Source organism: Pseudoalteromonas sp. AS84, from assembly GCF_038900255.1.
GTDB lineage: Bacteria > Pseudomonadota > Gammaproteobacteria > Enterobacterales > Alteromonadaceae > Pseudoalteromonas.
In genome coordinates this window covers 61688-76609 of the sequence record NZ_JBBMQY010000015.1, presented here as the reverse complement: position 1 = coordinate 76609, position 14922 = coordinate 61688, and the positions used below count along the sequence as shown (strand labels likewise).

General features: G+C 38.4%; 14 protein-coding genes. 10 read left to right on the top strand and 4 right to left on the bottom strand.

Annotated features, from left to right (window positions below; all coding sequences use genetic code 11):
• Positions 1-19 precede the first annotated feature (19 nt).
• Positions 20-259: a hypothetical protein gene (locus WNY79_RS14915; protein ID WP_342876255.1), complete on the top strand. Its 240-nt coding sequence runs from the start codon at positions 20-22 to the stop codon at positions 257-259.
• A 69-nt stretch (positions 260-328) separates the two neighbouring features.
• Here WNY79_RS14915 and msrA read toward each other — a convergent pair whose 3' ends face one another.
• On the bottom strand, positions 329-928 hold the full coding sequence (gene msrA, locus WNY79_RS14910; protein ID WP_165735155.1) for a peptide-methionine (S)-S-oxide reductase MsrA: 600 nt from the start codon (positions 926-928) through the stop codon (positions 329-331).
• Between the two features lie 280 nt (positions 929-1208).
• Between msrA and WNY79_RS14905 the strand changes: the two genes are divergently transcribed.
• Positions 1209-1403 carry a CPXCG motif-containing cysteine-rich protein gene (locus WNY79_RS14905; protein WP_342876254.1) on the top strand — a complete coding sequence of 65 codons (195 nt, stop codon included), beginning with the start codon at positions 1209-1211 and terminating at the stop codon, positions 1401-1403.
• Positions 1404-1727: 324 nt separating this feature from the next.
• Here WNY79_RS14905 and WNY79_RS14900 read toward each other — a convergent pair whose 3' ends face one another.
• Entirely contained in the window at positions 1728-1928 is a 201-nt protein-coding gene (locus WNY79_RS14900) for a hypothetical protein (RefSeq protein WP_002962626.1), read from the bottom strand.
• A 106-nt stretch (positions 1929-2034) separates the two neighbouring features.
• Between WNY79_RS14900 and WNY79_RS14895 the strand changes: the two genes are divergently transcribed.
• The 3 genes from WNY79_RS14895 to WNY79_RS14885 all read left to right on the top strand — a co-directional run bounded on the left by WNY79_RS14895 (position 2035) and on the right by WNY79_RS14885 (position 4179).
• Positions 2035-2517: a GNAT family N-acetyltransferase gene (locus WNY79_RS14895; RefSeq protein ID WP_342876253.1), complete on the top strand. Its 483-nt coding sequence runs from the start codon at positions 2035-2037 to the stop codon at positions 2515-2517.
• Positions 2518-2655: 138 nt separating this feature from the next.
• Positions 2656-3267, top strand: coding sequence for a MarC family protein (locus WNY79_RS14890; RefSeq protein WP_076924648.1), 612 nt, complete (start codon positions 2656-2658; stop codon positions 3265-3267).
• Between the two features lie 30 nt (positions 3268-3297).
• Complete coding sequence (locus WNY79_RS14885) at positions 3298-4179, top strand: alpha/beta hydrolase-fold protein (protein ID WP_342876252.1); 882 nt, start codon at positions 3298-3300, stop codon at positions 4177-4179.
• A gap of 789 nt (positions 4180-4968) precedes the next feature.
• Here the strand turns inward: WNY79_RS14885 and WNY79_RS14880 are convergent.
• The gene (locus WNY79_RS14880; RefSeq protein ID WP_342876251.1) at positions 4969-6177 is read right to left on the bottom strand and encodes a porin; all 1209 of its coding nucleotides are present in this window, start codon (positions 6175-6177) and stop codon (positions 4969-4971) included.
• Between the two features lie 639 nt (positions 6178-6816).
• Here WNY79_RS14880 and WNY79_RS14875 point away from each other — a divergent pair.
• From WNY79_RS14875 to WNY79_RS14855, 5 genes are all read left to right on the top strand, one after another.
• On the top strand, positions 6817-8406 hold the full coding sequence (locus WNY79_RS14875; RefSeq protein ID WP_076915491.1) for an ABC-F family ATPase: 1590 nt from the start codon (positions 6817-6819) through the stop codon (positions 8404-8406).
• Positions 8407-8567: 161 nt separating this feature from the next.
• On the top strand, positions 8568-9050 hold the full coding sequence (gene purE / locus WNY79_RS14870) for a 5-(carboxyamino)imidazole ribonucleotide mutase (RefSeq protein ID WP_002962540.1): 483 nt from the start codon (positions 8568-8570) through the stop codon (positions 9048-9050).
• Positions 9051-9052: 2 nt separating this feature from the next.
• Positions 9053-10201 (top strand): 5-(carboxyamino)imidazole ribonucleotide synthase, encoded by a 1149-nt coding sequence (locus tag WNY79_RS14865; protein WP_342876250.1) that lies wholly within the window; start codon positions 9053-9055, stop codon positions 10199-10201.
• Between the two features lie 124 nt (positions 10202-10325).
• Complete coding sequence (locus WNY79_RS14860; protein WP_342876249.1) at positions 10326-11501, top strand: endonuclease/exonuclease/phosphatase family protein; 1176 nt, start codon at positions 10326-10328, stop codon at positions 11499-11501.
• A gap of 132 nt (positions 11502-11633) precedes the next feature.
• Positions 11634-14138: a prolyl oligopeptidase family serine peptidase gene (locus tag WNY79_RS14855; protein ID WP_342876248.1), complete on the top strand. Its 2505-nt coding sequence runs from the start codon at positions 11634-11636 to the stop codon at positions 14136-14138.
• An 89-nt stretch (positions 14139-14227) separates the two neighbouring features.
• Here the strand turns inward: WNY79_RS14855 and rrtA are convergent, their stop codons facing one another.
• Positions 14228-14848: a rhombosortase gene (gene rrtA, locus WNY79_RS14850; RefSeq protein ID WP_342876247.1), complete on the bottom strand. Its 621-nt coding sequence runs from the start codon at positions 14846-14848 to the stop codon at positions 14228-14230.
• Positions 14849-14922: the final 74 nt, after the last annotated feature.

The following is a 14922-nucleotide window of genomic DNA, read 5'->3' as shown; positions in this document are numbered from 1 at the left end:
TATAAAATGGAGATTAATTGTGGAAGATAAATTAAAAGAAAAAAGTGTGACACAGAAATTTTTTGGTGAATATTCTTGGATGTATAAAGTTTCAGCGTTTCTTGCTTTTATTATGGTTATTTACATTAGCTTTAATGGAGAGGGAAGTGTTTGGACACAGCTTGTGAATGGTGATTTTAATTCTGCTTTGCTTGTTAGCATTGTTGGTTACTTATCTGAATTTAGATATCGATTTATTAAAGAATCTCGAAATAACTAATAAGATTAAAAAGCGACTAATTTAAGCGGCTTTTTAATCTTTTACAGTGAAATACCTAATTAGACGTAATTAATGAGTTGCTCTGTCGCCCCAAATATCTTCTAGGCGGCTATCTCGGCCACAACGCCAGCGATAGGTGTTGTAACGGATTGGGTTGTTTTTGTAATAATCTTGATGAAAGCTTTCTTTTCCTTTAATAGGGTAAAAGGTACTTGCGTTTAGTATTGGTGTAACCACAGTTTGATTAGGGAACTCGGCAACTACTGCAGCTTTTGTTTTTTCAGCTAATTTACGTTGTTCGTCGTTTTCAACAAATATAGCACTTAAGTAACTAGGGCCTTTATCGCAAAATTGGCCTCTGGCATCAAAAGGATCAATATTAACCCAGTAATGATCAAGTATGCCTTTGTAGCTTACTATGGCTGGGTCGTAAGTAATTTCTACGGCCTCGTAATGGCCTTTATGATTACCATTGTACGTTGGGTTTTTAAGTTTACCGCCAGTAAAGCCCGATATTACATCGGTTACGCCTTCTAGTTTTTCAAAGTCGCTTTCCATACACCAAAAGCAACCTCCAGCTAAAACGGCTTTTTCGGTTTTAGCTGCATGAGTAAATGTGCTAAACAATATTGCGGCAGATGTTAATGCGAGTGCGAGTGATTTTTTCATAAAATTATCCACCTGTGGAGTGAGTTTATAAATGCTTGTAAAGTTAGACCCGCTAAGTGCTAATACTATTTCATTGTAGAGGCATTGTATTATCAGGCTAACACTTATCTATGGTGTAAAATAAGTTTTATAGTGATAGGGCTTGTCGTTAGATCACTTTTTAAGTAAGCAGCATGGTTTAATTAGTTTAGCCATATAAGTGTTATTTAATGGGGTGTTGAATTATGCTGGCTTGTTCATTAAAGTGACAACATTCGAGATATAAATTAGCAGGTGATAAATGAACCAGTTAACTGAAAAATCAATAAGCTGCCCTTATTGCGGCGAAAGTATAGAAGTATTACTTGATGCAGCAGATATTGATGAGCAATACATAGAAGACTGCCAAGTATGCTGTAAGCCTATTTCGTTTGTAGTATTTGAAGATGAAAACGAGTTAAACGTTAATGTTTATAGCGAAGACGAAGCGTTTTAACTAGTTAATTAAATACTAGGGTCTGTTGATCTTTCAAGGTTAAATTTGCAGCAGTCTGTTTGGTATTTAGGCAAGGCAGAGCCTATACAGTGTGGTTATTCCCCATAAATAGGCGATAACGTAGCATTAATGCCAAACAGGCGCTGCCCAAAGGGTTCTTCCTAGGGGCTATTTACTCTTTGTTGCTCGGTTTTGACTTAGCCCACTAGGTTACAAACCTCGCGCCGCGATTAAATAGCCCCTAGTTTGAACAAATTTCAATCCGCAAAGATCAACAGACCCTAGGCTGCAATTTTGCAGCCTTTTTAATGCGTATGTTTTTGGTTAGCTATTTTGTTCTCGCGCTAGTTGGTTAGGGAGAAGTTCTTCTACTATTTCACGTGCTGGAAGTGTATAGCGTGTGCCGTCAAACATTACTGAGGTAAACTCGTTAATATTAGTAATGCCTGTTAAGGTCCAGCCTTCGCCGCGCTTTGGGCAATATACTGTGGTAGTGGGTTGTATTACTTTAAAATCGTCACTCATTACGTTATCTACTCTTTTTGCTTTAAAGATAATGCTTGTTAATGGGGTATGGTAAGTTAATAATGCTTGCCCATAAAGAGCTAATTTAACTAACCACTTAAATAAAATGTTTAATACCACAAAACTTGAGCGCGTTACGCTGCGTTTAATTACCCACAAACACGCTGCGTGTTTATTTAATATTTTAAACCATCCGCACGTGTCAGAATTTAACGACTACGAAACACCTCTTAGCAAAACACAAATTAAACAATTAATACAAGATGATATTAGCGCCTATTACGAAGGCGAAGTGATTAGAGCTGCAATTGAACATAATATATCTGGAAAGTTAATGGGTACTTGTGGGCTTTATAATTTAACGCCCTGTAAAAGTAATGCATTTATAGGATTTGAGCTGCACCCCGACTTTTGGGATAAAGGCGTAATGTTTGAAGTAGTCACTGGTTTCACTAAAGAGTTACTTGAGCATATTCCGCTTAAACATTTATCGGCTGAGGTGAGTGCACACAATGCACGCTCTCATAATTTACTTATGAAGTTAGGCTTTAGTTTAAGAGAAAATTCTATTTGGCATAAATCGCTTTAACGAAAGATGACAAATTTTTAAATCTTTGCGAGTGTAAATAAAATACAAAAAATAACGGCTTTCTATTATAGTTAAGCGTAAGCAAATGAATTTGTTACCCGTGTTTTATTAAATATTTACGCTTAACAAGGATTTTATATGCTAGAAAAACTCTCTCAAGATGCACTTGTTATTTGGGCTACCATTGATCCAATAGGCACGATGGCGTTGTTTGCTGCGCTTACTTCTCACTTAACCGATAAACAACGTCGTAAAACAGCTTTTAAAACGGTGCTTTATGCAGGCTGTGTATTATTGGGTTCTATTTTAATAGGGCAGCTAATACTTAATGCAATGGGAATTAGATTGGTGTCGTTTCAATTAGGTGGCGGTATCATATTGTTTTTGTTTGGCCTGCAAATGATTTTTGGAAACGATTCTAACAAAGCTAAACAAGACCCCGAACATGATATTGCGGTGTTTCCGCTAGCTATACCAGCAACTGCGACCCCTGGTGCTATTTTGGCGGTGATTCTACTTACCGATAACCACATACACCCAATTACCACTCAAATAGGCACAGCGCTTGTTACACTTGGGGTGCTTGGCATTACATTAATATTGTTGCTGCTTTCGGGTAAAATAATTAAGCTTATTGGTACTGGCGGCGCGTCTATTTTAACGCGTGTTATGGGGATGATTTTAGCCGCATTTTCGGTTGAGCTTATTATGACCGCGCTTGAAATAAAACAATGGGTTAAGCTCGATTAAATAACTCCTAAACATTTAAAGGAATGCCGCATGGCAATAAAAATAACAAAACACTATTTTATTAATTTAAGTTTAGCCGTAGTCATTTTTGCTATCGGTATTTTAGCTATACGTTATTACAACCATTATGTATCGGCTTATACAGATATAACACTTAATTCAAGCGTGCTTAATGAGTCGCGCAAAGTGTTTATAAGATTACCCGCTAATTACAATCCTAAAAGAGCGTATCCGTTAATTATTAAAACCGACGGTAACTTTAATTTAGATACATGGGATAAAGCACTTACAAAACAAGCTAAGAGCGAAAAAGGGGATAAGGCTATATTGGTGTCTATTCCTAATTTGTTTTTTACAGATACACGTAATCGCGATTTAGTGCCTCCTTATGCTCGCCAAGATGTAAATACACAAGCGCGCCCAGAAGGTGAAACACTTATAGAGCCAAATGGTGAAGCCGACAAGTTTTTAGCGTTTATTGAAACTGAGTTACTCCCTTATTTATCAGCAAAATATAAGCTTAGTAATAACCGTGTGTTAAGTGGTTTTTCGGCCGGTGGCAGCTTTGTACTTTATACACTGCATACAAGGCCTGAACTGTTTAATGGCTACTTTGCATTTAGCCCCGCGGCTTGGTATGACGATATGACAGTGGTTAATAATGTAGAAGCATTTTTAACTACTCAAGCAAATAAAATTAAGTCGCCTACTTATTTATACCTTTCGGTGGGTGGAGCAGAGCATCCGTTAATGTTAAAAGCGTTTGATGATTTAGAGTCTGCTTTAACAGCAAACCCTAATAATAACCTTGTGTGGCAAAGCGCTATAAACGAAGGTGCTGAGCATTCAGATAATCCAACACTGAGTGTATCAAAGGCATTAGCTGGTTTTAGTAAGTTTATTAAAAAGTAGGTTAGATAGGTATAACCGGTAGCTGTATGCATATACAGCTACCGGTGTTTTAACTATTTATGATAACGAATCAGTTTCATAGCACTTTACTTAGTTTAATGTTATTAACGACTTACAAAGGGAGTTGTTTTAATTTATTTTTACACAGTAAATACGCGCACTGTGTTTATATACAGTGCGTAGGTGCTGGGTTAGAATACAGGCAGTACCTATGAGCATATATCACACCTATTTGTTACTGCTTTTAATTAGCCTTACGCCTTTGTGATCAGCAATAGACAGTGTAATTACTTTGCAATTTCAATATTGTTTCACCATCTTTTATACTCTTAATGCAATTATTATATATTAGCTGGTGGCTTTATAGCAAAAGAACACATCATACTAAATATTGCTATAATGCTAAACTTAGCAATGGAGTCAAATTAGAAAAAACTAATCAGGAAGGTAGTGCAAATAATCAAGCCTACGGTAACTTCAGCCAATAAAGATATAGATGCGAGTAGTTAACCTATTTGTGATTCGTTAAAATTTTGCTCGTTCATTGTATTGGGCAGCAAACGGTAGACGTAAAAAGTAGGGGCATCGTGAGTTGATGGTATTACACATTAAAAAAACAATACCAGTGCGGCTGTTAATGCATTTGTTGAAATAGCCTTAAATGCAAAACCAAATATTCAACAAAGCATGGCGAAATAAAAAAAGCCCAGTTAAAAAAGTTAAAAGGGCTAAAAGGGTTGTGCTTAGGGAAGTTGTAGTCGTTTTTAAACTTATATTTAGAGCTTATATTTAGAACTTATATCTAAAACCAAATGCTATACCGTCGTCTTCCGACTGCTCCATTTGTGCTTGTTGATCGTCGTTATCACTTTCAAAGTCACTAAAGTCCTTACGTGCTTCTATGTAGGCAATAGTGGCTTCGTCAATTAGGTAATGAAGGCCAATAACAGCAAACTGACGCTTAAATACATCGTTAGGATCGGCGTTAAAGTTTGGCTGAATTACGTAATCATCGCCGGCATCAAACACGTTGTAGGCAATAAAAGGGCGAAAGTCGTTATCAAAACGGTATGATGCGAATGTTTCTATACCTATTGCGTCTTTAATTAAGCGACCAATGTTATCTGTGTCGTGGTTTTTGTTTTTATTTACGTTGGCAGCAACGTAAAGGCCGCGCTTATCAATGCTGCCCCACATAATACCGGCACCATAAATTAAATCTTCAACATTACGAGTAGAGCCATCACCAAACGTTAAATCAAACTCACCTCGGTTAACACCTGCCGTAAGCGTTAGCATATCGGTAGGGGTATAAGTTACAGACGCACCAAATGTGTAGTTAAATTCAACTTCTTGGGCTGCACTATCGCCAGAGTTCCAAAGTGTTTCGCATTCTTCTTCTGAAATATCGCTTACGTCACAGGTATAAAACTCGCTGTTTTTAAGCTGCGCTTGTACTGCAAAGCTAAAATCGTTATAGCTATTGCGGTACTGGACTAACTTATCACCACGGCCAGTGCCATTTACAGCGCCATCGTCTTTGTTATAGGTGTAAACGCCTGCTGCATTACCATCCCATACAAAGCTATTATTTGTTCCATAAACTACGTCGTACCATGCACCCCATTGTTTACCAATGGTAAGTTGACCGTACTTTTCGTGTGAAAGGCCTGCGTAACCTAAACGGTTATACAAAAATTCGTCCTGAATTGACTCAAAACGATTGTTATAAATAATGTCGCTACTACCAACAGGGTTTACACCCCATTCTACAAGAGCAAGAGCAGTCCAATCTTTCTTTAGCTCTCTAGTAAAGCCAAAGTTAATGCGCGAAGTACCGTTAACAACTTCGGTTTCGTTTTGTGTGTTAATTACACGCACATCAAGATACCCACCTACTTCTAGAGTGTTTTTGTCATCTTTGTATAACTCTACCGCTGAAATAGCGGGTGCGAATACAATACTTGCGCTAATCAGTGTCGCTAATTTTTTGCTCATCTTGTGTGTTGCCCTGTGTAAATTTTTAGTGTTTTTACGTAGGTAAAAATTCAGATTTGAAGACTAACAAAGCAATAAAGAGCTCAAAAGTGAAAAATACTCAACAAAATTGACAGGCAAATTCTATTGATATTCACTAGAGGTTAATTTTGTTTTTCAGGTGTTGCAGAAGTTTGTTTTTATATTAAATATATAGGTAAATAGGATGGTAAATTTGTGGTGTGTTAAAAATTTAATTTGAATTAATTTCATCTTGTTCAAAAAGTAGCAACTAGTGCAAAAGCTCTAAAAGTGCTTTATTTTCATAAATATAACTTTTTATTGTTACTTCGTGTACAAAAATGAGTTAAGTAAACACACAAACACGTTAAAAGTGTTTTTACTCTAATTCAGTATACGTAATTCTAAACTCCCTGGACGTATTAAAGTGAATATATTGATGAATTTTTACTTGTGTAAGCTGAATAAAAATTTACAAAACCATTTAATTTAATCTGTTATTTGAGTTACCCACTATACAGCGCTAATAAATGGCTAAAACGCGTTAGTTTGCCTTTAAACTTTCATAGAAAAACAGGCCATTTTGGTTTAAACTGCGCGCAATTTAATTACATCCATACTCCCTTGGAGGGTAGCGCTATTATTAGTACAGCTAATGTCACCATGCAATTTGGTGCTAAACCATTATTTGAAAATATCTCAGCAAAATTTGGCGATGGAAACCGTTACGGTTTAATCGGTGCGAATGGTTGTGGTAAATCAACATTTATGAAAATTTTAAGTGGTGAGCTTGAAGCGTCTTCAGGTAATGTTAGTACTGATCCTAATGAACGCGTTGCTAAACTAAACCAAGACCAGTTTGCCTACGAAGAATACTCAGTAATTGATACTGTGATCATGGGTCACAAAGAGTTGTGGAAAATTAAACAAGAACGCGACCGTATTTACTCTTTACCAGAAATGAGTGAAGACGACGGTATGAAAGTAGCCGATCTTGAAACTGAATTTGCCGAAATGGATGGTTACTCTGCTGAATCTAAAGCAGGCGAGCTTTTATTAGGCGTAGGTATTGGTACGGATCAACACTTTGGCCCAATGTCAGAAATTGCACCTGGTTTTAAACTACGCGTGCTACTTGCACAGGTGTTGTTTTCAGACCCGGATATAATGCTACTTGATGAGCCTACCAATAACTTGGATATTTACACCATCAAGTGGTTAGAAGACGTGTTAAACCAACGCGACTGTACCATGATAATCATTTCGCATGACCGTCACTTTTTAAACTCTGTGTGTACTCACATGGCCGATATTGACTACGGCGAGCTACGTATTTACTCAGGTAACTACGACGAATACATGTTTGCAGCAACGCAAGCACGTGAGCAGCTACTTAGCGAAAACGCGAAGAAGAAAAACCAAATTGCTGAACTTCAACAGTTTGTATCACGTTTCTCTGCTAACGCATCTAAAGCTAAACAGGCAACATCGCGCGCTAAACGTATCGACAAAATTCAGTTAGACGAAGTTAAAGCCTCTTCACGTCAAACGCCATTTATTCGTTTCGACCAAGAAAAGCAGTTATTCAGAAACGCGCTTGAAATGAATAACCTAACGCAAGGTTTTGACGACAACACGTTGTTTTCTGGGCTTGAAGGTTTAGTAGAAGTTGGCGAGCGTATTGCTATTATTGGTGAAAATGGTGTTGGTAAAACAACATTACTTAATACACTAGCAGGGCGCTTAGCACCTAAAGCCGGTGAGTTTAAGTTTTCTGAAAACGCGAACATTGGTTACTACGCGCAAGATCACGCAGATGAGTTTGCAACCGACATGAACTTGTTTCAGTGGATGGAACAGTGGCAACAAGAAGGCGACGATGAGCAAGTGGTTCGCAGCTTCTTAGGTCGTATGTTGTTCTCTCAAAACGATATTAAAAAGTCAGTTAAAGTAATTTCAGGTGGTGAGCAAGGCCGCATGCTGTTTGGTAAAATTATGATGCACAAACCAAACATATTGTTAATGGATGAGCCAACTAACCACATGGATATGGAATCTATTGAAGCGCTTAACTTAGCACTTGAAGCCTACGAAGGTACATTAATGTTTGTATCGCACGATCGTCAATTTGTATCATCGGTAGCTACCCGTATTTGGGAAGTTAAAGATGGTAAAATTATTGACTTTAGAGGCAACTACGCAGAATACCTAGCGAGTAAAGAAGCTTAATTAGCTATTTACCCGTTAACCCTAAAAAGCCATGTTTAAACATGGCTTTTTTTGTTTTTGTGGCTTTGTATTAGTCGCAATTAATATGGCTTTGGGTATAATACCCGGCTTAAACAGGACATAAGTCCGCTATTTTGAAAATACATTACTGAGGAGTATTTATGACTGTTGGCATTATTATGGGTTCTAAATCAGATTGGCCAACCATGGAACATGCAGCACTTATGCTAGAGCATTTTGGCATTAAGTACGAAACTAAAGTCGTGTCTGCACACCGCACTCCTCAATTACTTGCTGATTATGCAAGTTCAGCCGCAGAACGCGGGATTAAAGTTATTATTGCAGGCGCTGGCGGCGCTGCGCATTTACCGGGTATGGCTGCTGCTTTTACGTCGCTTCCTGTACTGGGCGTGCCTGTAAAATCAAAAGCATTAAATGGTGTTGATTCACTTTTATCTATTTGCCAAATGCCTAAAGGCGTTGCAGTGGGCACACTTGCAATTGGTGAGCCGGGCGCAGCAAACGCAGGTTTACTAGCCGCGCAAATTTTAGGGTGTCAAAATCCAGAAATTTTTGCAAAAATTGAAGCGTTTCGTAAAGCTCAAACCGACACTATATTAGCTAATCCAAACCCTGCAGAGTAATAATGAATATTTTAATATTAGGTGCAGGGCAACTTGCACGTATGATGAGCCTTGCAGGTGCGCCGCTTAATTTAAACGTAGTGGCGTATGATGTAGGCAGCAAGCAAATTATGCACCCGCTAACTGGTGAGGTTTATAGCACGTCACTTGAGCAAGCAATATCGAACGCTGATGCCATTACTGCAGAGTTTGAGCACATTCCTGATGATGTACTAACACTTTGCTGTAACAGCAATAAATTTTACCCAGGTAAGGCCGCTATTAAAACCGGTGGCGATCGCTCGCTTGAAAAAGCATTGCTTGATAAAACAAACGTAACCTGTGCGCCATATCAATTAATTACTGAAAAAGTGCACCTTGAACACGCTGTTAAAACCCTAGGTAAGCCACTTGTTATTAAAACATGCCAAGCGGGTTATGACGGGAAAGGCCAATGGCGTTTAAAATCAGATAGTCAAATAGACGAAATTTGGTCACTAATGGCTGATTTTATTGCATCGGGCACAGAGCTTTCGCCACATACAATTATTGCTGAAAAAATGATCCCGTTTGATCGTGAAGTATCTATTATTGGTGCGCGCGATAAACACGGTAATGTGGCTATTTATCCGCTAACAGAAAACGAGCACACAAATGGTGTGTTAACGCTCTCTATTGCTGGTAAAAACAATCGCAGCGTTGAAGCTCAAGCAAATGATGCATTTACTAAAATAGCAAACGAACTTAACTATGTTGGCGTACTCGCTATTGAGTTTTTTGATGTACAAGGCACGTTACTCGTTAACGAAATTGCACCGCGTGTACATAACTCTGGCCATTGGACGCAGCAAGGTTGCCACTGTTCGCAGTTTGAAAACCACATGCGTGCTGTTGCAGGTTTACCGCTCGGTAATACAGAGCTTAAACACATTACCGCGATGATAAATGTACTAGGGCAACCTAGTATTCCAGCTGACGTACTAAAATACGCAGATGTGACTAGCCATTGGTACGGTAAAACTGCAAAACCAGGTCGTAAAATGGGCCATATAAACGTATCGGCCACTAGTATGAACGACCTAGCAGATAAATTAGGTGAGCTTACTGAATATTTACCTGAGCAAGACTACCCAGGTATTTTAAAAGCGGCAGCTAATTTAATCCTTCATTAAACGGCTAAATACTCGTTTTATTAAATGCCGAGCTTGCTCGGCTTTTTTATGTTTAAAAAAGGCGCGTGGATACCCAGTTTGTGAAATAATGATTGAGTCTAAAATTTTACAGTGAAATTATTTAATGAAACTTAAAGCAATTTATAGCGCACTCCTTGTTGCCGCTTCTTTTAGTACTTTTTTTAGTAACAGTGCATTTGCATCAGACTCTCTTCGTGTTGCTACTTTTAATGTAAGTATGGATGCAACTAATCACACGCCTAAAGGTGAGCAAATTAAAAGTGATGCTTTAGTTAATGCACTTAAAGCAAACCACCAGCAAATTAAAAACATAGCCGAAATTATTCAACGTGTTCGCCCTGATATTATTTTACTTAACGAATTTGATTACATCCCAAAAGAGCAGGGCATTGAATACTTTAATAAGCATTATTTAAATGTAGGTCAGCAAAAACAAGCGGCTATTAACTACCCTTACACTTATATAGCCCCGGTAAATACAGGCCTAGCCACCGAGTTTGATTTAGATAATGATGGCAAAAAAAATGGCGTGATGGGCGATGCACAAGGCTTTGGTTTTTTTGAAGGCCATTATGGTATGGCTATTTTGTCAAAATACCCAATCGATTTTGATAAAGTAAGAACTCTTCAAACCTTTAAATATAAAGACATGCCAAATGCACTAATGCCAGTGATGCTTAAAACAGGCGAAAACTGGTATAACGCACAAGAATGGCAAGCACTTAGGCTCAGCTCTAAATCGTTTTGGGATTTACCTATTAACGTAAATGATAAAACCATTCATGTTATTGCATCTCACCCAACACCGCCTGTATTTGATGGCGAAGAAGACAGGAATGGCAAGCGTAACCACGATGAAGTAAGGCTAATTGCCGACTATGTATCAAACGCCAAGTATATTTACGATGATAAAGGCCAAAAAGGCGGATTAAAAACTTACTCTCGTTTTGTTATTTTAGGCGATTTAAATGCCGCACCAGAGGGGGATAAAGCCCGTACAAATACCACCGACCAACTGCTTAAAAATCCACTTATTAACGCTCAATTTGTTCCAAAAAGTGAAGGCGCTAAAGAGCAGTATGACGTGCCTTATGCACAAAATTACAGTGCAAATTGGCAAGCGCGTGTTGATTACGTACTACCCTCAAACTATGGCTTAAAAATTAAGGACGGTGGTGTATTTTGGCCTACTAAAACTAGTAGTGAATATCGTTTAATTAAAGATAGAAACGCATCGAGCGATCACCGCATGGTGTGGCTTGATTTAATCGTTGAATAACGTCCACTAATAAAGGGGGCGTTAGTAAACTGAGCTTTACCCTGTTTAATGGCTATTTATCTTAAAAAATTGCAATAACTTGAGTGCTTCTGCTTAAATACGGCTTAATTATAATAACCGTATAGAAGCACTATGATTTTTAATCTTTCTTCATCTAAAACGTTAGTGGCCTTAGCTGTTGCCTCAAGTGTCATGCTTGCAGGTTGTAGCGCTACCGCTAACACCTCTTCAACACAGCAAAGTGCATTACCAGCAACTAAAATTGCTGCGGTTGTAAACACGCCAGCAGATATCGGCTCACAAAAAATAACGCTAGAACAAGCAATGGCCGATCCGGATTGGATGGGTAATCAGCCAGAGGGTGCTTACTGGGCGAGCGATTCGTCTACTATTATTTATGCTCAAAAAGAGCAGGGTAATACACTACGCGATTTATTTAGCCAATCGGTTACTAGCCAAACAGCAGAGCAAGTAGCTCTTAATAAACTTCATACTGTGGGTTCAAATAAAGCCGTTTATTCTAAAAATAAAACAATGGCGGCCTACACATTTAAAGGCAATGTATTTGTTAAAAACCTAAAAACCGGCGAACTTAAACAAATTACAGCTACATCAGCGGGCGAGTCAAAGCCACAATTTTTAAATAATGGCGATTTAGTTTACCGCCAAGGCAATGTATTTTTTAAAGTTGATTTAAAAACAGGCTTAACGAGCGAGCTTGCTAACTTAAAACTTGCTGATGAGCCAAAAGGTATTGAAGAGCCAAGCACGTATATTGCTAAAGAGCAGCATAAATTGATTAAATTTGTGGCGCTTCAACAAAAAAATAAAAAAGATAAGCAAGCTCGCAGTGAGCAAATTAATGAACAAAACGATTCAATTGCTAACACAGCTTATTACTTAGGCGAAGGAAATACCGTTGCAGAAGCGCAGCTTTCGCCAAATGGTGATGCGCTGTTAGTCGTTGTACAAAAGCAAACAGACTGGCGTAGTGATGGCGATATTATGCCTAACTACATTACAAATGACGCCACTATAGAACCTAAAAAAGCACGCTGCCGTGTAGCCGACGCTAAAGAAGAAACCTCAAAGCTTGTCTACATCAATTTAACTAACAAAGAGCAAACATCACTTAGCTTTAATACCTTACCGGGCTTTGACGAAGATGTTTTAGCCTCAGTTAAAAAAGAAAATTATGCACGTGATGGTAAAACATATAAGTCTAAAAAGGCACCTCGTGGTATTAACCTTATTATGGACTGGGGTTTTGAGCAAAGCCCAATAGTATGGAACGACGATGGCTCGCAAGTAGCTATAATGCTAGAAGCGTGGGACAACAAAGACCGCTGGCTTGCAACGGTAGATTTTAAAAACAACAAACTTGTGTCGCAACACCGCCTGCATGACGATGCATGGATTGCTTACGCATTTAACGACTTTGGGTGGTTACATAACTCAAACACGCTTTATTACCTATCGGAAGAGTCAGGTTACAGCCAGCTTTATAAAAAGCCTGTAAATGGTAGTGCAACTGCACTAACACAAGGCCAATTTGAGGTTTCTAACTTAACGCTTACCAGCGACGACAGCGCAATTTATTATAAAGCGAATGTTGAGCATCCAGGGCTTTACGAAATTTACCGCGTTAACCCGCAAAAAGGTAATAGCGAGCAAATTACTGACTTAAACGGCATGACTGACTACACGTTAAGCCCAGATGAAAATAAGTTACTCCTTAAGCACTCTACAATTACTATGCCTAATGAGCTTTACGTAGCAGATGCCAAAGCAAATACAAAAGCAACGCGCTTAACGCATACTGTGTCGGATGAGTTTTTAGCTAAAAAGCTAACAGCCCCTAAAATTGTTGCCGTACCATCGAGCCATACTGATCAACCAATATATGCAAAAGTATATTATCCAGCAGATTACGTTGAGGGTGAAGAAGGCAAAAACCGTAAAGCGGTTATTTTTAACCACGGCGCAGGTTACTTACAAAATTCACACATGGGGTTTTCGGTTTATTTTCGTGAATTTATGTTTCATTCATTGCTCGCTGATGAAGGTTACATAGTAATGGATATGGATTACCGCGCATCTAAAGGTTACGGGCGTGATTGGCGTACTGCGATTTATCGTCAAATGGGCACGCCTGAAACACAAGATTTAGCCGATGGCGTTAAATGGATGGCGCAAAATGCCAACGTTGATACCAAAGCAGTCGGTACTTATGGTGGCTCTTACGGCGGTTTTATGACCTTTATGGCATTGTTTACCGCGCCTGAGTTATTTCAATCGGGTGCGGCACTTAGACCTGTTACCGATTGGGCTCATTACAACACAGGGTACACGGCTAATATATTAAACCACCCTGATGTTGACCCGATTGCGTATGAGCGCAGCTCGCCAATTTATTATGCTGAGGGTTTAAACAAGCGTTTATTAATTAACTCACCAATGGTTGACGATAACGTATTTTTTCAAGATTCAGTGCGTTTAGTGCAGCGCTTGATAGAGCTTGAAAAACAAAACTTTGAAACAGCTATATTTCCTGTTGAACCACATGGTTTTGTACAGCCTTCAAGCTGGTTAGACGAATACCGCCGTATTCATAAGTTATTTAAAGAAACACTTTAATCTTTAACTCTTAAAGTATAAAAACAAAAATGCCGCATTAGTTTAGTTAACTAATGCGGCATTTTTATTGGATTGAACAAAATCTAACTTTATTTTTGCTTTTTAAAGTTCTTTTTAAAGTTCTTTTTAAAGTTCTTTTTAAAGAGCTCTATAGCCAATGGTATGGCAAGCAGAGTCCCGCCAATAACACCAATTAAATGTGCATCAATAGCTACAGTGGAGTTAATAAGCTTTCCTATATCAGCATTAGGGCCGCTAAATTGTTCAAACCCTATTTTAATCCATACGCCTATGAATAATAAATAACCCGATTTGAGCCCTACAGTTATATCTTTAACCGCACCCCAAATAATTACACCATGTAGTAGGGCACTTAATCCGGTATAAATATGTATGCTTGGGCAAAACCAATACACGCCGAGTCCGCACCACAGTGCTAGCGCAGTTGTATTAAAAGCGTAGCGAGTAGGTGATGTGTATTCGCCATGTAAAAGCCATATTAATAAAACACCACTGGCATTTAATCCCAAATGAGCCCAATTAGCATGAACAAATTGGCTTGAAAAGATTCGCCATAGTTCACCTTCATCAATTAGACTTCGGTTAAATTCAAGTAAATTATTTAAATCAAATGCAGCAAAAATGGTACTAAATAGCAGCAGAATAATAGGCGGTAATATATAACGAGGTTGAATAGGTAAATTAAGCATTTTATTATATTTTTTTAGTCAAAATTTTTGCATATTGTGCCCGTTTAACTTTAAGATGCCAAATACAACTACGT

Excerpts from the sequence above, each read along its gene's own strand:
- WNY79_RS14855 (WP_342876248.1), top strand. The coding sequence starts at position 11,634 with ATGATTTTTAATCTTTCTTCATCTAAAACGTTAGTGGCCTTAGCTGTT.
- purE (WP_002962540.1), top strand. The coding sequence starts at position 8,568 with ATGACTGTTGGCATTATTATGGGTTCTAAATCAGATTGGCCAACCATG.
- WNY79_RS14890 (WP_076924648.1), top strand. The coding sequence starts at position 2,656 with ATGCTAGAAAAACTCTCTCAAGATGCACTTGTTATTTGGGCTACCATT.
- WNY79_RS14885 (WP_342876252.1), top strand. The coding sequence starts at position 3,298 with ATGGCAATAAAAATAACAAAACACTATTTTATTAATTTAAGTTTAGCC.
- WNY79_RS14905 (WP_342876254.1), top strand. The coding sequence starts at position 1,209 with ATGAACCAGTTAACTGAAAAATCAATAAGCTGCCCTTATTGCGGCGAA.
- rrtA (WP_342876247.1), bottom strand. The coding sequence starts at position 14,848 with ATGCTTAATTTACCTATTCAACCTCGTTATATATTACCGCCTATTATT.
- WNY79_RS14895 (WP_342876253.1), top strand. The coding sequence starts at position 2,035 with ATGTTTAATACCACAAAACTTGAGCGCGTTACGCTGCGTTTAATTACC.
- WNY79_RS14865 (WP_342876250.1), top strand. The coding sequence starts at position 9,053 with ATGAATATTTTAATATTAGGTGCAGGGCAACTTGCACGTATGATGAGC.
- WNY79_RS14880 (WP_342876251.1), bottom strand. The coding sequence starts at position 6,177 with ATGAGCAAAAAATTAGCGACACTGATTAGCGCAAGTATTGTATTCGCA.
- WNY79_RS14900 (WP_002962626.1), bottom strand. The coding sequence starts at position 1,928 with ATGAGTGACGATTTTAAAGTAATACAACCCACTACCACAGTATATTGC.
- msrA (WP_165735155.1), bottom strand. The coding sequence starts at position 928 with ATGAAAAAATCACTCGCACTCGCATTAACATCTGCCGCAATATTGTTT.
- WNY79_RS14860 (WP_342876249.1), top strand. The coding sequence starts at position 10,326 with ATGAAACTTAAAGCAATTTATAGCGCACTCCTTGTTGCCGCTTCTTTT.